Source organism: Ilumatobacter sp. (genome assembly GCF_046290335.1).
Classification (GTDB): domain Bacteria; phylum Actinomycetota; class Acidimicrobiia; order Acidimicrobiales; family Ilumatobacteraceae; genus Ilumatobacter_A.
In genome coordinates, this window is sequence record NZ_JBKAGH010000003.1 from 756,708 (window position 1) to 780,591 (window position 23,884).

A 23,884-nucleotide genomic window follows, 5' to 3' on the forward strand; every position below is an offset into this window, starting at 1 on the left:
TGCCAACTTCCTTCACCGTTCTCTGGCCGACCAAGGCTGACCTCACATGCTTGCTGCCAACTTCCTTCTTCTCGCCGCGGTGCTGTTCTGCATCGGCGTGTACGGCGTCATCGCCCGCCGCAACGCGGTGATGGTGCTGATGTCGATCGAGCTCGTACTCAACTCGGTCAACCTGAATCTGATCGCCTTCGGCTTGATGAACGACAACATCGACGGGCAGGTGTTCGCCCTGTTCGTCATCGCCATCGCGGCCGCCGAGGTCGGCGTGGGGCTCGCCATGGTGTTGCTCATCTACCGCAACCGCAAGTCGATCTCACTCGACGAACTCTCGGAAATGAAGGGCTGACGTGCTCGCCGCAGAAGAAGCACTCCAACTGTCGTCCGGCTGGTTCCTCGAGAACCTCTGGCTCGTCGCGCTGATCCCAGCGATCGGCTTCGCGCTGATCATGCTGTTCGGCAAGAAGATGCCGATGAAGGGCTCCGAGTTCGGGCTCGCCTCGATGGCGGCCTCGCTCGTCGTCGCGACCGGTGCCGGCATCCAGTGGATGAGTCGGGTCGATTCCGGCTCCGAGCACAGCGAGGAAGGCCTCGGTCTGCTCGCGACGTTCGGTCGGTCCGTTCCGCGTGCCGTCGAAGGTGAGGCTCAGCCGTTCATCGAGCCGGTCGTCACGACGTGGGTCTGGTGGCAGAACTCGGGCCTCGAGTTCGGCATCGGTTCGTTCGCCGACGGCTTGTCGGTGTTGTTGCTGTGGCTCGTCGCGTTCATCTCGCTGCTCGTGCAGGTGTTCAGCCTCGAATACGTCCGCGGCGATCGCCGCTACACCCAGTTCTTCGGTGCCCTCACGCTGTTCTCGGCGGGCATGTTGGTCATGGTCATGTCGGAGAACATGGTCCAGCTCATCTTGGGCTGGGAGATCATGGGTCTCTGCTCGTTCATGCTCATCGGGCACTGGTGGGAAGAGCAGGCCAACTCGAAGGCGGCGCTGAAGGCGTTCTTCACCGTTCGTGTCGGCGACATCGGCCTGCTCGTCGGTACCGCGATCATCTTCTTCGGCGCCAATCAGTGGGCGGTCGACAACCTCGACTCGAACGGGTTCAACATCCCGGCGATCCAGGCGTGGGCACTGTCGGGCGAGGCCTCCTCGACGCTGATCTTGATGGGCGCGATCGCGCTGTTCGTCGCCTGCATCGGCAAGTCGGGTCAGTTCCCGCTCCACACCTGGCTGCCCGACGCCATGGCCGGCCCGACGCCGGTGTCGTCGCTGCTGCACTCCTCGACGATGGTCGTGGCTGGCGTCTTCCTCGTCGCCCGGATCTACCCGGTGTTCTGGGAAGGCTTCAACATCGCGAACGGCGGCCTGTCGTTCATCGCGATCATCGGTGCGATCACGATCATCATCGCCGCGCTGTTGGCGTTCGTGCAGGACGACATCAAGAAGGTGCTCGCCTACTCGACGGTGTCGCAACTCGGCTACATGATGCTGGGGCTCGGCACCGGTGCCTGGCTGCCCGCGGTGTTCCACATCTTCACGCACGCATTCTTCAAGTGCTGCTTGTTCCTCGCGGCCGGGTCGATCAGCCACTCCGGGTCGCATCACAGCTTCGACATGAAGAAGGACATGGGCGGACTCCGCAAGCACATGCCCTGGACCTTCCGGGCATGGATCGTCTCGACGCTCGCGCTCACCGGCGTGGTGCCGTTCGCCGGATTCTGGTCGAAGGACGAGATCATCGACAACGTCGGCAACAACGGCTACACGTTCCTGATGTGGGTCAGCCTGGTCGGCGCGGCGATGACCGCGATGTACATGACGCGGGCCACGTACCTCACGTTCTTCGGTGAGCCGCGCGGTGCGGCTGCTGGCGAGCACCGCGACGACCACGACGACCATGACGCGCACGGCAGTGTCATCGAAGCCGAAGCCCACGAACTCGAGGACGCCACGGTCGGGGCCCCGGCGCCGAAGTCGCTGAGCGCCGCCGCTGCCAGCCATGACGATCACGGTCACGACGATCATCACGGTCACGACGATCATCACGGTCACGACGATCACGGTGACGACGATCATCACGGGTCGCACGGACCGCACGAGTCCGGCAAGTTGCTGTTGATCCCGATCCTGATCCTCGCAGCGCTCGCCGTCGTCTCGGGCTTTGCCAACCCCACACCGTTGGTCAACCCGGTCGGGATCGTCGACGAGAGCGCCGAGCGCATGTTGATCTATGTCGAGCCTCGCTCGCAGCCGGTCGCGATCGACTCGCTGGTCGCGTCCGGCCCCGGTGAGTCACTCATCGAAGCCACTCCGGCCTTCGTCGTCGATGGCCAAACCGTCCCTGCCGACGCGCTCGCCGCCGAGGAAGGTGAGGCCGGCAAGAAGAAGTCGGGCTGCGGCTACGACGTCCCCGAGGCGGGCACGGTGTGCTTCTTCCCGGCCGTCAGCCACGCGGTACCGACCTACGGGAAGATCGCGATCTCGTTGCTCGTGGTGGGTATCGGTTACGCCCTCGCCATTGCGTTCTGCGTGGCTTACTACGGACGCCGTGACAAGCGCCTCGTGGGGCTCACCGAGCGCAGCAAGATCGCTCGCGGTGGCTACAAGTTCCTGGCGAACAAGTACTACCTCGACCATCTCTACGAGAACGTGATCGTCAAGGCGGTTGCCTACCCGATCTCGAAGGCGGCGTACTGGGTCAACCAGAACGTCCTCGACGGCACGGTCAACGCCGTCGGTCGAGGTGGCAAGCAGACCGGCGACTGGATCTACAAGAACATCGACCAGCGCGTCGTCGACGGCGCCGTCAACGCGTCGGGCACCGTCGCTTCCGAAACCGGCCACGGCCTCCAGGGTGTGCAGTCGGGCAAGATCAACCAGTACGGCGCACTCATCTTCGGCGCAGCCGCCGTCGGCGCCATCGTCCTCGTCATCTTGAACATCAACTGACGCACCGTCTGAATCGCAGAGAACCCAGAGAACTGAGATCATGAACAACCTCACCGACAACAACTGGCTGCTGAGCGTTGGCACCTTCCTGCCGCTGCTCGGTGCGCTCGCCATCATGTTCGGCACGAGCCGTGACGACGACCGCACCCCCAAGGTGATCGGTATCGTCACCGCCGCCGTCACGATGGTGATCGGCATCATCACGCTGGTCCTCTTCGACTACGGCCAGTCCGAGAAGCTCCAGTTCTTCGTCGACGTCGAGTGGATCTCGGTCATCTCGTCGAACTACACGATCGGCCTCGACGGCATCAGCCTGCCGCTGTACTTCCTGTCCATGGTCGTCACCTTCCTGGTGATGATCTACACGTGGGACAACATGCCCGATGCGGGCAACCCGAAGGCGTTCTATGCGTTGATGCTGATCCTGCAGACCGGTATGGCTGGCTCGTTCATCGCGCAGGACCTGATCTTGTTCTTCGTGTTCTTCGAAGTGGTGCTGCTGCCGATGTTCTTCATGATCGGCGTATGGGGCGGCGAGCAGCGCAAGTACGCCTCGCTCAAGTTCTTCCTCTACACGATGTTCGGCTCCGCGTTCATGCTCGTTGCCTTCCTCGCGTTGTTCTTCCAGACCGGCGCGGAGAGCTTCGGCTTCGCCCAGTTGGTCGAAGCGGGCGCGTCGATCGACCGCGACGTGCAGATCTGGATCTTCGCCGGCATGTTCCTCGGGTTCGCGGTCAAGGTGCCGATGTTCCCGTTCCACACCTGGCTGCCCGACGCTCACACGCAGGCGCCCACCCAGGGTTCGGTCATCTTGGCCGCCATCCTGCTGAAGCTCGGTACGTATGGCTTCGTGCGCATCGCCCTGCCGATGCTGCCCCAGGGTGCCAAGGCGTGGGCGCCGGTCATCGGCATCCTCGCCGTGGTCGGCATCATCTACGGCGCCCTCGGATGTCTCGCCCAGACCGACATGAAGCGCCTGATCGCGTTCTCGTCGGTGGCGCACATGGGGTTCGTGATGCTCGGCATCTCCACCCTCACCGAATTCGGCATCAACGCCGCGCTGTTCGGCATGGTCGCCCACGGACTCATCACCGGCATGCTCTTCTTCCTCGCCGGCTCGATCAAGCATCGGTACCACACCCTCGAGATCAAGCGGCTCAGCGGCATGCTCATCCAGATGCCACGGATGGGTTGGATCCTCGGCTTCGCAGCGATGGCGTCGCTCGGTCTGCCCGGCCTCGCCGGGTTCTGGGGCGAGTTCCCTGCGATCTTGTCGGCCTACCAGCCGAACTTCGGGCTCAGCGAGGTCCTGTTCCGCACGTTGATGGTGATCGCTGCGGTGGGCACCGTCCTGGCTGCGGGCTACCTGCTCTGGCTCTACCAGCGCACCGCCTTCGGTGAGCCGACCGACGAGTTCGCCGGACACTCCGATGCGGAACACGCAGCGGGAGGCTCGCACGGCGTCGCGCACTCGTTGAGCTCGGCGGCCAACGTCCATGCCGACGATCATGGTGACCACGAGGACATCCACGACGTCCAGCTCACCGAGTGGATCGCTTGGACGCCATTCATCATTGCCATCGTCGTGTTCGGCGTGTACCCGCAGCTGATGTTCAAGGTCATGGACCCGGCGGTGACCGAACTGGTCCGCACGATCGGTCAGGGCATTCCGCAGTGATCGCAGCCCTCTCATCGGTGCTCGCGCAGGCGGAGTGGACGGCACCGCCGATCGACTGGCATGCGATCGCACCCGAGTTGATCTTGGTGGTCGGCATCAACCTGGTGTTGTTCATCGACTTGAATCTGAGCGAATCGAAGAAGTGGACGATGGCGACGCTGTCGGGCTTCGTGATGCTCGCGGCCTTCATCCCGGTCGTGACGCTGGCCCTCGACGACGGTCCGGCGCGGGAGTTGTTCGACGGCCGGTACGTGATCGACGACTACGCGCTCGTGCTCAAGGCGCTCTTCTTGTTGACGGCCTACGTCGTCATCTTGATGAGCCAGAACGAGCTCGAAGAGGGCAACTATTACCAGGGCGAGTTCTACGTCCTGATGCTGTGCTCGGTGCTCGGCATGGTCATGATGACCTCAGCTCGCGATCTCATCAGCATCTTCGTGGCGCTCGAGTTGTTGTCGATTCCGGCCTACATGATGGCCGCGTGGCGCAAGCGGTCGTCCAAGTCGAACGAGGCAGGCGTCAAGTACTACCTGCTCGGTGTGTTCGCGTCGGGCATCATGCTGTTCGGCATGTCGTACCTCTTCGGCGTGACCGGGTCGACCAAGTTGACCGAGATCGGTGCCGTCCTCTCGGCTGGCGATCTCAACGGTCTCGCGGTCGTCGGTGTCGCGTTCGTGCTCGTCGGGTTCGCGTTCAAGGTGTCGGCAGTGCCGTTCCACACCTGGGCGCCTGACACCTACGAGGGTGCGCCGACACCGGTCACTGCGTTCTTGTCGGTTGCATCGAAAGCGGCGGGTTTCGTGGCGCTCGTGACGCTCGTGTACGTGGCGTTCCCGGGTGCCGACGACATCTACGGCCCGATGATCTGGGTGATGGCCGCACTCACGATGACGGTCGGCAACGTGATCGCACTGCGTCAGACGAACATCGTCCGAATGCTCGCCTACTCGTCGGTGAGCCAAGGCGGCTTCATCTTGATGCCACTCGCCTTCGCCGGTGATCCCGATGCGTCGGGCTCGGCGCTCAACGCCGTGGTCGTGTACCTCCTCGTCTACGCCTTCATGAACCTCGGCGCCTTCGCCGTGGTGATCGCCGTCTCTCGCAAGACCCGCTCGGGTGAGATCTCCTCGTTCGGCGGCCTGTTCGGATACGCCCCCGGCATGGCGGTGGCGATGACGGTGTTCATGGCGTCGCTCGCCGGTATTCCTCCGCTTGGTGGTTGGTTCGCGAAGTTCAACGCCTTCAAGGCGGTGCTCGACGCTGGAAGCTCCGCGGCGTACGTGCTGGCATGTATCGCGGCCGTCAATACGGTCATTGCGGCCGCCTATTACTTCAAGGTGCTCCGCACGGTATGGGTCGACGATGCGCCTGATGGCGACACGAGCCCGATCAACACGCCGCAGCCGATCATCGCTGCACTCGGCATCACCGTGATCGGCACGATCGTCGTCGGCGTACTGCCCGGCCTCCTCGCCCGCTTCGGCGAACTGCAAGACCTCACCGGCGCCCTCGGCTAGCGACAGAGTGGGTCAGACCCACTCTGTCGTTTCACACCGCGTTGACGGTCGTTCGCGAACCTGGACGGATGCGATCCAACCGCAGCGCTTCACCTCGTCCGTGGTCCATCCCCACGAGCCTGCTGCTCGCTGCCGGCGCAGCCCTCGTCGCCGCTCCGACCACGGTTGCGGCGGCGCCGCTCGATCCGGTCACGTTCGAGTTGGTCGCCGACATCGAGGATCGCAGCGAAGAGAGCTCGATCACGAACTTCCTGGTCGACGGTGACATCACGTACTTCCGCGCCGACGACGGCATCCACGGCAGCGAACTCTGGGCCTACGACGAGACCAGCGGGACGGCCGAGATGGTTGCCGACATCAACCCGGGTCCCCTCTCGTCGGCGGCCACCCCGCTCGCTGTGGTCGGTGGGGAGTTGTACCTGTCGGCATCCGACGGTGTGGTCGGAACCGAACTCTGGGCGTTCGATGGCGTCGACGTCCGCCTCGTCGCCGATATCGACACGGGGACGGCGAATTCGCTGCCGAGATCGGCCGTCGTCTTCGATGGTGTGCTGCACTTCACCGCCGAGGGCGACGGGCATGGCCGCGAACTCTGGCGCACCGACGGAACCTCTGCCGGGACGGTCCGGCTCTCGAGCATTCATCCCACCGGTGATGCCGACGTGCAAGCAGTCACCGTGGTGCCGACCGCCGGTGGACCGAGCCGGCTGTACTTCACTGCCGATGATGGCGCCACGGGCGAGGAGCTCTACCGCTACACCGTCGCCGACGGCGTCAGACTCTTCGACCTTCGTCCCGGCGCCGACGCATCCATGCCGTTCTCGCTGGCGGCGTGGGACGACATGCTCGTGTTCGTCGCCGCTCGAGCGTCTGGCATGTACGAGCTCCACACGACCAGCGGGTCGGAGTCCGTCGCCGGCGACGTGAAGTCGTTCGGCTCCACCGAGGACATCGTCGGCGCGTATCCGGCCGGCACCAACCTCTTCGTCCGTTCCGGGACCTTCGGTGCGTACTCGCTGTCGTGGTTCGACGCGACCGAGGGTGACTTCGAGTTGTTGGCTGCCGGTCTGGATTTCTTCCACACGACGCCAGACGGCGATCGGTTGCTGTTCGTCAACGAAGACACCGCCGAAGATGAATTGTGGATCTCGGACGGTACCCCCGGTGGGACCAACGAGGTCGGTGCGAGCGAGAAGCCTGCCGGCATCCAGTTCCTGGGTGGCTCGATGGAGATGACCGCGTCGGGGGACTTCCTGATCCTGCCGGCACGGCTGCAGGGTGTCGACAATCGTGTCCTGTTGGCGGTCAAGGTCGACGGTGCGGCTTTCGACCTGCTCACCGATCCCGACGTCGGCCAATACGACTTGCGGTGGATCGAGACCACGGGCGGTCGGTTCCTGATGAAGTTCGGCCCTGATCGGAGCGAGGAACTCTGGGTCGTCGACGAGGTCGGTGCCGAAGTGACCTTGGTCGACGACATCAACGAGACGACGCAGAGTTCATCGCCGAGGCAACTGACCTCGGCTGGCGATCGCCTGTTCTTCACGGCGAGTACGTACGACCATGGCCAGGAACTCTGGACGCTCGAACCCGGTGGCGTACCGTCGCTCGTGTCGGACATCTGGCCAGGACCGCCGAGCAGCGCCCCCCGGTTGCTGACAGCATCCGCTGACGTCGTCTACTTCATCGGCGAGGACAGCGTGAACGGTCGGCAGATCTGGGTCTCCGACGGCACGGAGGCGGGCACGGTCGAGTTCGTCGACATGTTTCCGAACGGGACCGCCGAGTATCCGACTCGGATCGACGCGACGCACGACGGAGTGTTCTTCACGACGAACGACGGCTGGCTCTGGTTCTCCGACGGCACACCGGCTGGAACGGTCGAGCTCGTCGACCTCGCGTCGTTCGCCAGCCCGCACGTCGTCGCCGACGGCCTGGTGTTCCGCGGACGAGCTGCGGACGACCCGGGTGGCGCGCTTGAGTTGTGGATGAGCGACGGCACACCATCCGGAACCGGACCCGCCGCCACCTTCGTCGCAGGCCTCGCCTCGGGCCAACCGGTCTCGGACGTGATCGACGGACGGATCCACATCCGTACGCCGAGCTCGATCTGGGTGACGGACGGCTCGATCGCCGGCACCGAGCAGGTCCTGGATTTCGCCGCCGACAACTCGGTGTCGGAAGTCTTCGAGGTCGGCGGCGGCCGGTTCATCCTCGGTGAGTCCGAGAACACCGATGGCGACGACCGGATGTACGTCTGGTTCGATCCGGATGGCCCGACACCGCCGACGGTGATCGTCGAGCTCGACCCGAACCTCAGCTACGTCGAGCGACATGCAGCCCTGGTGATCGACGACCGGTTGGTCCTCCCGGAGTACGACGGCGACGAGGCCGAACTCCAGGGTTTCCGCGTGGCATCGACGACGAACAGCACCTTCCTCCCGATCAGCGTGGCCGCCGACGCCGACGTCGAGTACTCGCAGTCGTTCGATGGGGTCGGCTACTTCCTCGTCACGGAGTCCGATGAGCACGTCGCGTGGCTGTGGGGCACGAACGGCACGGTCGATGGGACGTCGGCGCTGGTCGGACCGATCGATGTGGCGGCGGCGGCGCCAGAAGGATTCGAACTCGTCGGCGACCGCCTCTACACGGCGTTCAGGGCGTCGGCGAGCCCCGTCGGCAACGAGTTGTGGCAGTTCGATCTCCCCGACCCGGATCCCGAGCCCGATCCTGACCCCGACCCCGACCCCGGTCCCGACCCGGACCCCGACCCCGGTCCCGACCCGGATCCGGATCCTGACCCGGTGGGGTCGGAGATCGAATCGCTGACCCCGGGGCGGATCTTCGCGTCGCGCGCCACCGACGAGACGGTCGACGGCCGCTTCGAGGGCGGCGGCCGCATCGCTGCCGCTTCGTTCGTCGAGGTCGACGTTGCCGGTCGTGCCGGGGTCGACGGTGACGCCCGTTCGGTGGCGATGAACGTGACGGCGATCAACCCGAGCGGCCGCGGGTTCGTGACCGTGTACCCGTGTGGGGACCGACCGTTGGCGTCGTCGTTGAACTTCGGTGCGGCGGGCGCGGTGGTCGGCAACGAGTTGGTCGCGAAGCTGAGTGCTGCCGGGACCGTCTGCGTGTTCTCGTCGGCGGAGACCGATCTGTCGATCGACGTGGTCGGCTTCGTGCCGGCGACGAGCGGGTTGGTTCCGTTGGATCCCGCTCGGGTGTACGCCTCGCGGTCGGCCGACGAGACGATCGACGGACGGCAGGAGGCGACAGGCCGCGTCGGCGCGGGCTCGTTCGTCGAGGTCGACGTCGCCGGTCGGGCCGGTATTCCGGCGAGTGGGGCGGGCGCGGTGGTGATGAACATCACTGCGGTGAACCCCTCGGGTCGTGGGTTCATCACGGTCTATCCGTGTGGGGATCGTCCGTTGGCGTCGTCGTTGAACTTCGGTGCGGCGGGCGCGGTGGTCGGCAACGAGTTGGTCGCGAAGCTGAGTGCTGCCGGGACGGTGTGCGTGTATTCGTCGGCGGAGACCGATCTGACGGTCGACGCGGTCGGTTACGTGCCGTCGTCGAGCGCGGTGGTGTCGCTGGATCCGGCTCGGGTGTTCGCGACGCGTGCGAGTGATGAGACGGTCGACGGCGAGCAGGAGGCGATGGGGCAGATCGCTGCGAGTGGTGTCGTCGAGGTCGAGATCACTGGTCGGGCCGGTGTTCCGGGCACCGGTGCGGGGGCGGTGGTGATGAACATCACGGCGGTCAATCCGGTTGGTCGTGGGTTCATCACGGTGTATCCGTGTGGTGATCGTCCGTTGGCGAGCAGCTTGAACTACGGCGCAGCGGGTGCGGTGGTCGGCAACGAGTTGATCGCCAAGCTCAGCGCCTCGGGAACCGTGTGCGTGTTCACCAGTGCGGCGACCGATCTGAGCGTCGACGTGGTCGGCTACGTGCCCGCCTGACGTGCCGGGAGCGACAGAGTGGGTCAGACCCACTCTGTCGTTCGCGCTGCGCTGACGGTGTGCTGCCATGCTTGCTTGCATGCAGATGCGGAGATCCGGGTTCGGAGTCGTCGCGGCGGTCGTAGCGACGGCGATCGTGTCGGTCGGGCCGACGTCTGGCCATCCCGCTCGAGCCGACGCGCCGCCCACGTCGTTCGAGCTGCTCGCGGATGTCAACCAGGTCGACAGCGTGAGCGAACCGAGGTTCCTGACCGCCGACGCCCACAGCGACGGCAGCCCACTGGTCTACTTCAGTGCTGATGACGGTCTCCACGGTCGCGAGTTGTGGGTCTTCGACGACACCACCGACGAGGTGCGCCTCGTCGCCGACATCGAGCCCGGGCCGGGGTCGTCGAATCCTGGTCGAGGGCGGATCATCGACGGCACCTTCTACTTCTCGGCCGACACGACGGCGGCCGGCAGCGAACTGTGGTCGTCGGCGGGCACGGCGGCCACCACGCAGCTCGTGGTCGACATCGAACCGGGGCCGGGTCATTCCTTTCCCCAGGACTTCACCGAGTTCGACGGTGACATCGTCTTCGTCGCATCGGCCGGCACCTTCGTGCGGGAACTCTGGACCACCGACGGCACCGCTGGAGGGACGAGCCGACTGTCGTCGATCGACCCCGGCGGTGCGGCCAATGTGAGCAACCTCACGGTGGTGGAGCCGCCGAGCGGAGACGTGCTGTACTTCGATGCCGACGGCCCGCTCATCGGCGAGGAGCTGTTCGCCTACACATCCGGGTCCGGCATCGTGCCCGTCGACGTGAACCCCGGTCCGACCGGATCGAACCTCTACTCGTTCCAGCGGTTGGGCAATCGCGTCGCCTTCGTCGCGACGGTCGGAGCCGAACCGCAGCTGCACGTCGTCTCGGGCTCACCGGCCACCTCCATCGACGTCACGGCGTACACGTCGACCGGCTCGGTCCGAAACATCAGAACGTCCAGCAGCGGGATCTTCCTCAGCGTCGACGATGGTGCAACCCCCGCCCTCGAGGTGCTCTCGGCCGTCGGCGGCACACCGTCGGTGATCTCCAGTGGCATCGACTTCTACTCGATGGTCGAGTTCGGCACCGGCATCGCCATGGTCGGCGACGACTCGGGTGACCGCGGTCTCTGGCTCTCGGACGGAACCGCGCTGGGCACCCAGGAGATCGCCGACGTCGATCCCGACATCGGCAGCCTCGTGGTGTCGGCCGACGGCAACACGTTGCTGTTCCGCGACGACGGTGCACTCTGGGCGACCGACGGCACACCGTCGGGAACGACACGTGTCACCGATCCGGCCGATGGTGTTGCAGACAACACCAGCCCCGCCGAGACGGCGACCGGATCGTGGTTGGTCGTGCTCGACGACGAACTCGCCATCACCGACCTCACGCCTGATGGCAGCGAGCCGCTCGCCGACATCGACACCGGCACCGAGCCGTCCGGCCCGTCGGAGTTCGTGACGCTCGGCGACCGCGTCTACTTCGCCGCCGACGACGGAGCGGTCGGTCAGGAACTCTGGCGGACCGATGGCGACGGGGTGACGACGTTGGCCGCCGACGTCTTGCCCGGTGAGTCGGGGTCCGGTGTCGGTCAGATCGTTGCCACCAGCGATGCGCTGTTCTTCGCTGCCTCTGGTACGGAGAGCTTCAACCGCGAACTCTGGACCTCCGACGGCACGGCTGCGGGCACACGCCTCGTGCGCGACATCGTTTCCGGAGGTTCGTCGACCTTCGACGAGATGACGGCAGGGGCGACCCGTGTCTACTTCGAGCACATGGATGCGACGTTCGCCCGACGATTGTGGACGAGTGACGGCACGCAGGGTGGAACCATCGAGCTGGCGGCGATCGATCCGGAGGTCATCGCCGTGATCGGCGACCGGGCGGTCATCGAGTCGTCGACGGGAGCCCTGTGGATGTCGGACGGGACGGTGGCCGGCACGGTCGAGATTCCGATCGGGCTGAGTACCGCCACCGTGATCGGCGAAGACGGTTCGCTCGTCTACATCGCGGTGGACGGCGAACTCTTCACCACCGACGGAACCGTCGGTGCCTTCGACGGGGCAGACCTCGTCGGGCCGACGGCGGTGAACGGCGTGCACTCCACCGACGACGGGCTGTTCGTGACCTCGTCGTCGGCGCCAGGTTCCACCGAACTGTGGTTCACGTCATCGCTGCCGGGCACGGCCTCGCTGATCGACCTCGGGGCGCTTCCCGGGATCGATCCGGTCCGAACCGATCTGGCGATCGACATCGCTGCCGGTTCGGTGATCCCGTTCTCGACCGCGGTCAGTGGACAACTCGGCTTCGTCGTGAGCGACGGCGGCACGAGCGAGGTCATCGTTCCGAGCGGCCCGTCGATGCCGGCCAACGGCACGTTCATCTGGTCGGAGTCGTACGACGGTCTCGCGTACTTCGGCGTGCGGCGGGACGTCGGTGGCGACCACGAAATCTGGGTCACCGACGGAACCGGCGCAGGCACGCAGCGGCTCATCGACTCGTTCCCGACCGGAACGTTCGACTCGTTCGAGCCCGCCCGGCTCGGGGATCGTCTGATCGGTCGCCGCGACGCGCCGGCGTTCAGCGCCGAGCCGTGGGTGCTCGATCTCGACACGACGTCACCGGACCCCGACCCGGACCCCGACCCCGACCCGGATCCGGATCCCGACCCCGACCCGGATCCCGACCCCGACCCCGACCCGGATCCGGCGATGGTCGAGATCGTGTCGTTGACGCCGGCGCGGGTGCTCGAGACACGCCCCGGTCTGACGACGGCGGACGGAGTGTCCGAGGGAATCGGGCGTGTCCGGGCCGCCGAACAGGTCGAGGTGAAGATCGCCGGACGCGTCGGTGTCGCGTCGGACGCGGCCGCTGTCATCATGAACGTCACGGCCATCAACCCGTCCGGTCGCGGTTTCGTCACGGTGTTCCCGTGCGGCCCGATGCCGCTGGCCTCCGGTCTGAACTTCGGTGCCGCCGGTGCCGTGGTCGGCAACGAGGTCGTCGCAAAGCTCAGCCCGACCGGTACCGTGTGCGCGTTCACCTCCACCGAGACCGATCTCACGATCGACGTCGTCGGGTACGTCCCGGCGACGAGCGGTGTGGTGTCGCTCGACCCGTCGCGTCTGCTCGACACTCGTCCGGGCGCAGCAACGAGCGACGACCGCTTCGCTGGCGGGGGGCCACTCGGTGCCGGCGAGGAGATCCAGCTCGACATCGTCGGGCGCGGTGATGTAGCCGCCGGCGGCGTCGACTCGGTCGTGATGAACCTCACGGCCGTCAACCCGTCCGGTCGTGGCTTCATCACGGTGTCGCCGTGTGGTGTGCGGCCGGTCGCGTCGTCGCTGAACTTCAGCGCGGCCGGCGCCGTGGTCGGCAACGAGTTGGTCGCCAAGCTCAGTCCGTCCGGCCAGGTCTGCATCTTCAGCAGCGCGGCGACGCACGTCACCGTCGACGTGGTCGGGTACGTGCCGTCGACGAGTTCGGTGACGTCGCTGGAGCCGGCCCGGTTGCTCGACACCCGTCCGGGATCGACGACCGCCGACGGTGACGGTGCCGGGCAGGGGCGCACCAGTCCCGGGGTCGTGGTCGAGATCGACGTCACCGGACGCGTCGGCATCCCGTCGACCGGCGTCGCCGCAGCGGTGATGAACATCACGGCGATCAACCCCTCGGGGCGCGGGTTCGTGACGGTGTACCCCTGTGGCGAGGTGCCGATCGCCTCGAGCCTCAACATGGGTGGCGCCGGTGTCGTGGTCGGCAACGAGCTGATCGCCAAGCTGTCGCCGTCCGGAACGGTGTGCATCGTCACCAGCAACGAGACCGACCTGACCGTCGACGTGGTCGGCTACGTGCCCGCCTGAACGACAGAGTGGGTCTGACCCACTCTGTCGTTCACGCTCGGCTGACGGCGGGTTGTCAGAGTGGGGGAATGCGTTCTCGTTCCGCACTTGCCCATCTCTGTGCCGGAGCCTTCGTCGTCGGCTCGCTCGCCGTCGCCGACGGTTCCGCCGTGCACGCCGTCCCGATCGAGGATCGCTCGCCCCAGCTGCTCGCCGACCTCTCGACGAATCGCGAGCAGGGCGTTTCGAACCAGTTGTTGGTGACCGACACGTGGGTGTACCTCACCGTCATCGTGGGCGACGGCAACCAGCTCAGCGAGCAGCGGGTCGAGCTCTGGCGAGTCGATCGCGTGACGGAGCAATCCGAACGGGTGGTCGACACTGCTGCCGGCTTCCGGTTCTTGTCGGTCGAGTTGCAGACCTCTGGCGGGGTGTTGGTTGTCGCCGAGCGACCCGACGGCGACCCAGAACTGCACCTGCTCGACGAATCGAACGGGTCGATGACCCTGATCAAGTCCTTCGATCCCGTGAGCGGGCAGTGGCCGGGCCAGTTCTTCGAGCTCGGCGGGGCGGTGTACTTCTCCGGGGACGACGGTGACGGCTACGAACTGTGGACCACCGACCTGACGACAGCGGGAACGGTGCAGGTGGTCGACTTCGTGCCGGGAACCGATGACCTCAGCCCATTTCGTCCCATCGTGGTGCCCGTCGAGGGCGGAGGAGAGGCGGCGTTCTTCAGCGGCCGCACACCGACCATCGGAACCGAACTGTTTCGCTTCGATCCGCCGTCGACGATCACGTCGTACGACGTTCGTCCCGGATCGGCCTCCGGCCGGCCGGGCGGCTACGACCTTGCCGACGACGGTGGGCTCTACTTCGTCGCGCAGGGGACCAACGTCTCCTCGTTCCGGCTTCCCGCGGTGTCGGCCGATCCGGCCGACGACACGGTGGAGCTCGTGTCGCCCGGCGTGTCGTTGATCGCCGTTGACGGCGACACGATCTGGGAGGGCCAGTACGGCGCGCCGGCAGGTGTGTATCGCACCGTTGGATCCGGCGCCCGGGACTTGGTGGTGCCCGGAACCAGTCCTCAGGTACTGACTGCCTTCGACGACCGGGCGGTGTTCGGCTTCAACAACAGCGCCAACGGACGCGACATCTGGGTGTCCGACGGAACTCCAGCAGGCACGCAACGCGATGCAGTGGTGTTGTCGAGCGGCGCTGCGTTCGTGGCGGATTCCGACGGGTCGTCTGCACTCGGCGGCGCAACCGATGGAGCCGGATCGGAACCCTGGGTCACCGCGGGGTCGCCCGGAAGCACACGGCGTCTGGCCGACATCTTTCCGGGCGCTGCCTCGAGCAACCCCGACGATGTCGTCGCTGTCGACGACGGCTGGTACTTCGTGGCCGACGACGGAGTCACCGCCCGGCAACTGTGGTTCAGCGATGGCACAGCGGCGGGAACGGACCGAATCACCGACCTGGGGTCCGATCGCACGGCGTCATCGTTCCCACGTGACTTCGCTTCGGCCGGACGCATGACCGTGTTCGAAGCTCGCAACGATGCCGTCGGGCGCGAACTCTGGCGCCATGATCCGCTCACTGGTGAGGTCGCGCTGGTCGCTGATCTGGCGCCGGGGCCGGAGTCGTCGAGCCCGCGAGATCCGATGGCGTTCGGCGACCGGGTGGTCTTCGAGGCCGACGTCGAGCCGTACGGCCGCGAGGCGTGGATCACCGACGGGACCTCCGCCGGCACGACGCTGCTCGCGGACTCGGTGCCGGGCTCGGGTGGCAATCCGTACGGGTTCACCGTGGTCGGTGACGACCTGTTGTACATCAGCGAGAGCCAGGTGTGGATCGTGCGTTCGGGTGCCAGCGTGGCCACGTCGCTCGGTCTTCCGTTCGCCGTCTCGGACATTCTCGGCGAGTACCAGGGGCTCGCTGTGGTGTATGACGAGATGGTCGATCGGTTGGTCTTCGTCGACCCTGCAACCGGATCGACGACCCCGCTGATCGACGACGTCCGGCGAGCGGAGGTCGCGACGGTCGGCGGCGCCTTGTTCGTCAGCGTCGAGGCGGTCGGTGGCGGCGGCGGCGGTGGCGCCGCGTCGTTTGCCCCGACCGAACAGTTCCAGACCTTCCGCATCGCGTCGCCGACGGCGACCCCGGTCGTCCTTCCAGCGTTGAACGGCGTGGACATCTACGAGCTCATCGCCGGTTCGGGGGAGGTCGTCGCAGCCGTCGAAGGATCGAGCGGCGACGACGAGGAGATCAGTCTGCACAGCCTCGGCTCGGAGGATGCTTGGTATTCGATCGCCACGGATGGCACCGTGACGCCCGTCGTCGTGCCGGTTGGTGATCCGATCACCTCCGTCGAGTTCGACAGCTTCGACGGACCGGGCGCGCCGGTCGTCTTCGACGACGGCCTCGTCTTCACCATCGCTCGGGGTGAGGCCGGCGGCGGCGGGGGCTCGAGACTGGCCGGAGCGACCGGCGACCCGGTCGGACAACTCGTGTCGATCCACGATGGTGTCATGACGACGCTCGAGTCGGTGCCCGACCGGGTCATCAGCATCGTCGGCGTGCACGCAGGACAGCTGTACGTCCAGACCGCTCCGTTCGAGGAGGGCAAGGGTGGCGGCATTCGTCGGCCGTCGGCGCTGACGACACCGACCGGGCCCGCGCTGCTGCGGACGTCCGGTCCTGCCAACTCGGCCGAGGTCGTGGTCGACTTCGTGGCGCAAGGCTTCGACGCCCGTGAGCGCATGGTGCTGACGAACGAGGTCATCTACGGGTCGGGCTCGTTCGGTGACTCCGGGGTCGAGCCGATCGGCTTCGATCTCGGTCCGGTCCCGGACGCGCCGACCGGGGTCAACGGCGTCGCGGGCGACCGGCGAGCGACCGTGTCGTGGACCGCCCCCGCTGACGATGGCGGTGGACCGGTCGTCGGCTACACCGTGACCGCTTCCCCGGGTGGCGCCACGTGCACGACGACCGGGGCGACGTCGTGTGCGGTGACCGGTCTCGCCAACGGCACGTCCTACACCTTCACCGTCGTCGCGAGCACGGCATCGAGACGGTCGGAGCCGTCCTCGGCCTCGGCGCCGGTGACACCGGTCGCGCCGACTCCGGTACCGTCGTCGCCAGACGCCGAGGTGATCTCGCTGACTCCGGGTCGTGTGCTCGACACCCGTCCCGGTCAGTCGACCGTCGACGGTGACTTCGAGGGCACCGGTCGCATCGCGGCCGACGACTTCATCGAGGTCGACATCGTCGGCCGAGCGGGGGTCCCGGCGACGGGTGTCGACGCCGTGGTGATGAACATGACGGCGATCAATCCGTCCGGACGCGGCTTCCTCACGGTGTTTTCGTGCGGTCCTCGCCCGGTCGCTTCCGGACTGAACTTCGGTGTTGCGGGCGCCGTGGTCGGCAACGAGGTGGTGGCGCAGCTCAGCGCATCGGGCAGCGTCTGCGTGTACACCAGCACCGAGACCGATCTGACGATCGACGTCGTCGGCGCGGTGCCGTCGGGCAGTCCGGTGGTGTCGTTGGATCCGGCGCGGTTGTTCGAATCGCGGCCCGGGTTGGACACCGTCGACGGCCAGTTCGAAGGTGGCGGCAACGTCGGCCCGGATGATTTCGTGGAGATCGACATCATCGGCCGGGGTGGCGTGGCGTCGTCCGGCGTGAGTTCGGTCATCATGAACGTGACGGCGATCAACCCGTCCGGTCGCGGCTTCATCACGGCGTACGCCTGTGGTGACCGTCCGCTGGCGTCGTCGCTGAACTTCGGCGCCGCTGGCGTCGTCGTCGGCAACGAGATCATCGCGAAACTCAGCGACGCCGGCACGGTGTGCATCTACTCCTCGGCGTCGACCGGCCTGACGGTCGACGTGGTCGGCTACGTGCCGGACGGGAGCACGACGGTGTCGCTCGACCCGGCCCGCCTCCTCGAGACCCGCACCGGGCCAGGCCTCGAGACCATCGACGGTCAGTTCGAAGGTGAGGGTCGCGTCGCGGCCGCCGAGGTGATCGAAGTGCAGATCGCGGGTCGTGGTGGCGTGCCGGCGACCGACGTCGGTGCCGCCGTGATGAACGTGACGGCGATCAATCCCGACGGTCGTGGCTTCCTCACGATGTTCCCGTGTGGGGATCAGCCGGTGGCGTCGTCGCTGAACTTCGGCGCCGCCGGCGTCGTCGTCGGCAACGAGGTGATCGCCAAGCTGAGCTCGACCGGCACGGTGTGCGTCTTCGTGAGCGCCGGAACGGATCTCACCATCGACGTCGTCGGCCATCTCCCGGCCTGACCCAGAGCGACAGAGTGGGTCAGACCCACTCTGTCGCTCTGGCCGCATCGTCACCGCCCCGACCGTCATCTGTCGCATCCACCCAGCCAGCTGCCAGGCTGTGCGCCGTGACGACTGGACCGATCCCGTTCGACCGATTCATGGACGAGGCGCTGTACGGGCCCCGCGGGTTCTACACGAGCGGAGGATCGGCTGGCCGGCGCGGCGACTTCCTGACGTCGCCCGAGGTCGGACCGCTGTTCGGTGCGGTGGTCGCCCGGTATCTCGATGCGCAGTGGCGGCGCATCGGTGAACCCGAGGTGTTCACCGTCGTCGAGGTCGGTGCCGGCCCCGGCACGCTGGCCCGCTCGGTGCTGGCGGCAGCGCCCGCGTGTCGCGCCGCGCTTCGCTACGTCGCCGTCGAGATCTCAGCGGTCCAGCGCGAACGTCATCCCGACTCGGTCACGTCGGCGGAGACCATGCCGACCGAACCGTTCGACGGTGTGGTCATCGCCAACGAGTTGCTCGACAACCTCCCGTTCCGGCTGGCTGTCTTCGACGGGGGATGGCGAGAGGCCTACGTCGACATGGGCTCCGATGGTCGCCTCATCGAGGTGTTGTCGTCGCCGTTCGATCCGGCGCCGTCGGTCTTGCCGCCTTCGGCCCCCTTCGGAGCACGAGCACCGCTGATCGACCGGGCTGCGACGTGGATCGTCGAGGCCCGATCGCTGGTGCGATCGGGGACGGTCCTGGCCGTCGACTATGGCGCGCCGCACACGGCCGACATGGCTCGTCGACCGTGGCGGGACTGGCTGCGGACCTATCGCGGCAACGAGCGCGGAGAGCACTATCTCGCGGCTCCCGGCAGCCAGGACATCACGACCGATGTGCCGTTCGATCAGCTGCCGACACCCGATTCGGTTCGCTCGCAGGCACAATTCCTGCAGTTGCACGGCATCGACGAACTGGTCGCCGAGGGCAAGCGAGTGTGGGAGGAACAAGCCGCCCGACCCGGACTCGAGGCCATGAAGATGCGCAGCCGGGTCAGTGAAGCCGAAGCGCTGCTCGACCCGGCCGGCCTCGGCAACTTCCTCGTCGCCGAATGGCGCACCTGAGCGACAGAGTGGGTCAGACCCACTCTGTCGCATGCCGCGTGGTTCACGCTGCCCGGTAGACGGCGAGTTCCACCTCGGCACAGACAGCGTCGACGAGGTGGCGCACGACCGGATCGTCTGCGGCGCGCCGACGGGCACGTTGGCGCGTTCGGCTCGAGGGTTCGCCGATCCGAGTGGCGAGCCGATCGTGTTCGTCGGGCGGGATGAGATCGAGCAGGACCGTGAGGACGATCCGCTCCAACCACTTCGCGGGCCCATCGGTGCGCAGCGAGGCCTTGGCGACGAACAGATCGACGACCGAGAGCACGGTGTCGAGGTCCGCCGCCGGTAGGCGCTCACGTTCCGGCCGCTCGGGCCCGGCAACGAACGAATGGAAGCGGTCGGCGTCGCCACCGAAGTAGGCGAGGACCCGGTCGGTGTCGAGGAAGTCGGCGGCCCGGCGATGACCGAGGTACGCCCGGTGGCTCGACCATCGGTAGGCGGCGACGTCGTCGACGCCCGAGACGTCGAGCGCATTGCGGTGCACGTACCGCACGGCGATGAGCAGATATCGATCGGTCGTGACGGGGATCGAGTGGAACCGCCCTCGGAACAGGGGACCATCGCGCTCGGCCCGTCCGTTGATCCGCTGGGTGTACACCGACCCGAGGTGTTGCATCGCTGCGGAAAGGTTGCCCTCGGGGCAGTGCACCACGAGGTGGTAGTGGTTGTCGAGGAGGCAGTAGGCGAGTGTCGTGACGCCGAAGCGGTCGGCGACGTCCGAGAGGAGACGGCCGAATTCCACACGGTCGTGATCGGAGAGGAACACCGGCCGGTGGTCGGTTCCCCGATTCATGACGTGGTGGATGCCGCCTTCGAGGTCGATGCGTGGTCGTCGTGGCATGTGACGATCATGGCGACGGGTGCGACAGAGTGGGTCTGACCCCTCTGTCGCACTGGTCAGCGGGTGTAGCCGGCGACGTCGACGGTGAGGTGGGTCGGCGACGACGTGAAGAGGCAGACGTCGCCGTTCGCATCGAGCTCGGCGATGATCTCGTTGCCGCCGTTGACGCCAGCGGTGTAGTTGAGGCTGGCGGTGTTGGGTGCGCTCGGCAGGCACGGGTGGACGGTGACGAAGCCGACCGATTCCGGCCCCACAGCCGTGACGTTGAGTGTCACGGTCGTCGCGTCGTTCGGCACGGAGCCGACGCCGGCGATCGACAGCACGGTGGTCTGCCCGGCGGTGCGGACGCCGTCGTCCTCGACAGCGCCGTCGATGGCTGCCTGACCCGGGCGAGTGTCGAGGTAGCGGGCGGGCACGATCGGGACGTAACGGTCGGCGGTGACTTCGCCGACGACGTCGATCGACAGTTGCGTCGTGGTGGAGGTGTAGACGCACACGTCACCGTTCGCGGAGAGCGGGGCGATGATCTCGTTGCCGCGGTTGACGCCGGCGATGTAGTTGAGGCTGGCCGAGGTCGGTCGAGTCGCCGTGCACGGGTGCACGGTGAAGAAACCACGACCGGTCGCACCGATGGCGGTCACGTTGATCACGGCCGCCTTGGCGTCGGTCGACACACCGGCTCGACCCGCGACGCGGATCGTGTACTCGGTGTCGGCTTGGCGGATGCCGTCGGCTTCGAACTGGCCGTCGACGGTGTCGGCGGCTCCGTTGGTGCGAGTATCCGCGAGTCGGGCCGGGCCCACCGGACGGTACTCGGCGCCGGCCGGCAGGTAGGCGGCGACGTCGACAGCGAGGTGCATCCCTGCGGACGTGAACAAACAGACGTCGCCGGAGTCGTCGAGTTCGACGATGATCTCGTTGCCGAGATTGGTGCCCGCGGCGAAGTTGAGGCTCGATGCGAGCGGTCGCGGATCCAGGCACGCATGTGCGGTGACGAACCCGGCCGAGTCGGGCCCGATCGCCGTGACGTTCAGCACCGCGGCCGCCGCATCGGCTGGCACGTTGGCACGACCGGCGACGGCGACCGTCAACTCCTCCCCCGCCGTGAGACGCCCGATTCCCTCCTGCACCCCGTCGATCGTCGTGAGCCCCGGACCCATACGGGTCTCCACCAAACGAGCCGGACTGACCGACACGAACACGTCGGATCCGGACGGTTGCGCAGGACCGGTCGGCGGGGCCGTGGTCGGCGGCGCAGTCGGGGGTGGCGTGGGGACGACGTCGACGAGTGCGGGCCCGGACAGTGTCACGGTCTGCGGCGTCTCGAACTCCGATGCCAGACCTGCCTGGCCGTAGCCGTTGGCGCCCCAGCACATGACGCGTCCGCTCGTCTCGATGGCACACGAGTGCTCCGAGCCGGTGGTGACCGCAATCGCCGGGCCGACACCCGCAGCAGCGAGCGGCTCAGCGATTCGCGAGTTCGTTCCCGCAGCGCTCGTCAGACGCAGGCTCCATGAGCTGCCCCAACAGTGGACCACGTCGTCGCTCTCTCTGATGGCGCACGCGTGCTCGTCGTAGGCGTCCAGCGACGTCCAGGGCCCGACGAGTGTCTTGTCCACAGGCGTGGTGGCGATGGTGCCGGCCCCTTCGGCCATGTTGCTGCCACCCCAACAGGTCACGATCGTCCCTCGAGTCGCACAGCTCGCGCCGTCAGCGGCTGCGACTCCCACGAAGTCGGTGTTCGGGTCGTCGACGAGGGTCGGGGAGGTCTCGTCGCTGGTCGAACCCTGCCCGAGTTGCCCGGCGTTGCCTCGTCCCCAGCAGCGGACACGTGCGTTCACCGTGACCGCGCAGGTGTGGTACCAGCCGGTCGAGATCGTGGTGAAGTCGGCGTCCGGAACGACGATGGTGGTCGGGACCAGCACGTCGGGGCCGGTTCCGCCCGTCGCCAGTTCTCCGAACGAGTTCCGCCCCCAGCACGCAACCGCGTCGTTGAGTCGGATGGCGCAGGTGTGCTGGAAGCCGGCCGACACCTCGCGGAAGTTGCCAGCAACCTGTGTCGGCGTTGCGGGGCGATCGGTCGTGTCGCCGACACCGAGTTCGCCGTCGAAGTTGCGGCCCCAGCACGCCACCTTGTCGTTCGCATCGAGTACGCAGGCGTGACGGTAGCCGAGCGAGACGTCGACGAGATTCGTTGCGGTGCCGACTCGGGTCGGGTCGGCGACGAAGTTCGCGTCGGAGTCGACGATGAGTCGGTCGTCGTTCCTGCCCCAGCACCAGAGTTGGCCGTTCACGATCGCGCAGGTGGTGTCGCCGCCAGCGTCGATCGCCGTCGGAGTTCCGATCCCCGGCACTTCGACGGGGTCGGTCTCGCTCGGAGCGCCGACGCCGAGCGCTCCGTTCGTTCCGTTGCGTCCCCAGCACTCGACCGTGCCGGTGGCGAGGAGGACGCAGCCGTGGCTCTCCCCGATCGTGGCGTCGGCGACGCCGGTGATGCCGGTCGGGTCGAGTGTCTCTCGATCTTCCGGATGATCGTTCGGAAGGCGATCCGAGTCGTCGCCGGCGCACCACAGGCTGAAGTCGCTGCGGATGACACAGATGGTCTCGTCGCCCGTGCGCAGGCCGATCGCGTCGTCGAGGAACGGGAAGGTCACCGGCGTGCTCGTCCCGTCGAGCCAGTCTGCACTGGCATCCCCCCAGCACCGCACCGTGCCGTCGTCGATCAGCGCGCAGGTCGTGGCGTCGTCGGCCTTCTCGATGTCGATCGCTCCGGTCACGCCGGCCACCTTGGTGGGGACGTCGACGGGATCGGTGGTCCCGTTCCCGGCCTCGCCCTCGGAGTTGTTCCCCCAGCAGCTGACGGTGCCGTCGCGGTGCAGCACGCACGATCCTTCCTGGGCAACCGCGGCGGCGAGGGCGTCGGTGATGCCCGGGATCTGGAAGGGCGACACCTGGTCGTCGATGGTGCCTGACGCCAGTTCGCCACCGTCGCCCTCACCCCAGCACCACGCGGTACCGTCGGCCTTGACCGCACACACGTGGTCGTAGCCCGCGGCGACATCGACCGTGCCGTTCATACCCGGCACGGGCTGCGGGGTGAACGTGTCGCCGGTCGCGCCCGGGCCGTTGCCGAGTTCGCCGTTGCTGTCGGTCCCCCAGCACCAGAGTCGCCCGTCGGACGTGACGGCACACGTGATGTCGTCGCCGGCAGAGATGTCGACGACGTTCGTCAATCCGGTCACCGTCGATGGACGTGGGCGGTCGCCGCCGCCGCCGTCGCCGATCTCCCCGGACGACCCTTCACCCCAGCACTGCACGCTGCCGGCGGCCAGGATCACACAGGTGGTGTCGTAGTCGCCCGAGAGTGTTCGTTGTCCGGCGACCGGCACGATCGGATCGCCAGGCGCTGCGTTGACAGGGGCTCCGCTGGAGGGAACCACGCTGATCGCTCCGGCCACCACGGCGGCCGCTGCGACGAGGATGCGTCGAATGTTCATGCCTGAGATCAAAGACGACGAGCATCAGCGGAGCGTGAACGAACCTGCGACAGGGTGGGTCAGACCCACTCTGTCGTCTGGGTGCCGGGGCGGGGGTGTCTGGGTGCGTGCGACAGAGTGGGTCTGACCCACTCTGTCG

At 66.9% G+C, this 23,884-nt stretch carries 10 protein-coding genes and 1 pseudogene; 8 read left to right on the forward strand and 3 right to left on the reverse strand.

Annotated elements, in window-relative coordinates:
* Window positions 1-46: 46 nt before the first annotated feature.
* The 7 genes and pseudogenes from nuoK to ACE37B_RS16045 all read left to right on the forward strand — a co-directional run.
* Complete coding sequence (gene nuoK / locus ACE37B_RS16015) at window positions 47-346, forward strand: NADH-quinone oxidoreductase subunit NuoK (protein WP_409924325.1); 300 nt, start codon at window positions 47-49, stop codon at window positions 344-346.
* A gap of 1 nt (window position 347) precedes the next feature.
* Window positions 348-2,942, forward strand: a complete 2,595-nt coding sequence (locus ACE37B_RS16020; RefSeq protein ID WP_409924326.1) for an NADH-quinone oxidoreductase subunit L — start codon at window positions 348-350, stop codon at window positions 2,940-2,942.
* 40 nt (window positions 2,943-2,982) lie between these two features.
* Complete coding sequence (locus ACE37B_RS16025; RefSeq protein WP_409924327.1) at window positions 2,983-4,620, forward strand: NuoM family protein; 1,638 nt, start codon at window positions 2,983-2,985, stop codon at window positions 4,618-4,620.
* Window positions 4,617-6,137, forward strand: a complete 1,521-nt coding sequence (locus ACE37B_RS16030; protein WP_409924328.1) for an NADH-quinone oxidoreductase subunit N — start codon at window positions 4,617-4,619, stop codon at window positions 6,135-6,137. Before ACE37B_RS16025 ends, ACE37B_RS16030 begins: the two co-directional genes overlap by 4 nt.
* Before the next feature lie 68 nt (window positions 6,138-6,205).
* Window positions 6,206-10,096 carry a hypothetical protein gene (locus ACE37B_RS16035; protein WP_409924329.1) on the forward strand — a complete coding sequence of 1,297 codons (3,891 nt, stop codon included), beginning with the start codon at window positions 6,206-6,208 and terminating at the stop codon, window positions 10,094-10,096.
* Window positions 10,097-10,175: 79 nt separating this feature from the next.
* Window positions 10,176-13,988, forward strand: a complete 3,813-nt coding sequence (locus ACE37B_RS16040) for a hypothetical protein (protein WP_409924330.1) — start codon at window positions 10,176-10,178, stop codon at window positions 13,986-13,988.
* A 2,741-nt stretch (window positions 13,989-16,729) separates the two neighbouring features.
* Window positions 16,730-17,047, forward strand: a pseudogene (locus tag ACE37B_RS16045) (fibronectin type III domain-containing protein); the annotation flags it as partial.
* Between the two features lie 367 nt (window positions 17,048-17,414).
* On the opposite strand, the gene ACE37B_RS16050 reads toward ACE37B_RS16045, so the two are convergent.
* Window positions 17,415-17,537: a hypothetical protein gene (locus tag ACE37B_RS16050; protein WP_409924349.1), complete on the reverse strand. Its 123-nt coding sequence runs from the start codon at window positions 17,535-17,537 to the stop codon at window positions 17,415-17,417.
* A gap of 841 nt (window positions 17,538-18,378) precedes the next feature.
* On the opposite strand from ACE37B_RS16050, the gene ACE37B_RS16055 reads away from it, so the two are divergent.
* Window positions 18,379-19,365, forward strand: a complete 987-nt coding sequence (locus ACE37B_RS16055) for an SAM-dependent methyltransferase (RefSeq protein ID WP_409924331.1) — start codon at window positions 18,379-18,381, stop codon at window positions 19,363-19,365.
* A 43-nt stretch (window positions 19,366-19,408) separates the two neighbouring features.
* Here the strand turns inward: ACE37B_RS16055 and ACE37B_RS16060 are convergent, their stop codons facing one another.
* Window positions 19,409-20,248: a transposase gene (locus ACE37B_RS16060; RefSeq protein WP_409924332.1), complete on the reverse strand. Its 840-nt coding sequence runs from the start codon at window positions 20,246-20,248 to the stop codon at window positions 19,409-19,411.
* A 56-nt stretch (window positions 20,249-20,304) separates the two neighbouring features.
* Window positions 20,305-23,745, reverse strand: a complete 3,441-nt coding sequence (locus ACE37B_RS16065; protein WP_409924333.1) for an RCC1 domain-containing protein — start codon at window positions 23,743-23,745, stop codon at window positions 20,305-20,307.
* Window positions 23,746-23,884: the final 139 nt, after the last annotated feature.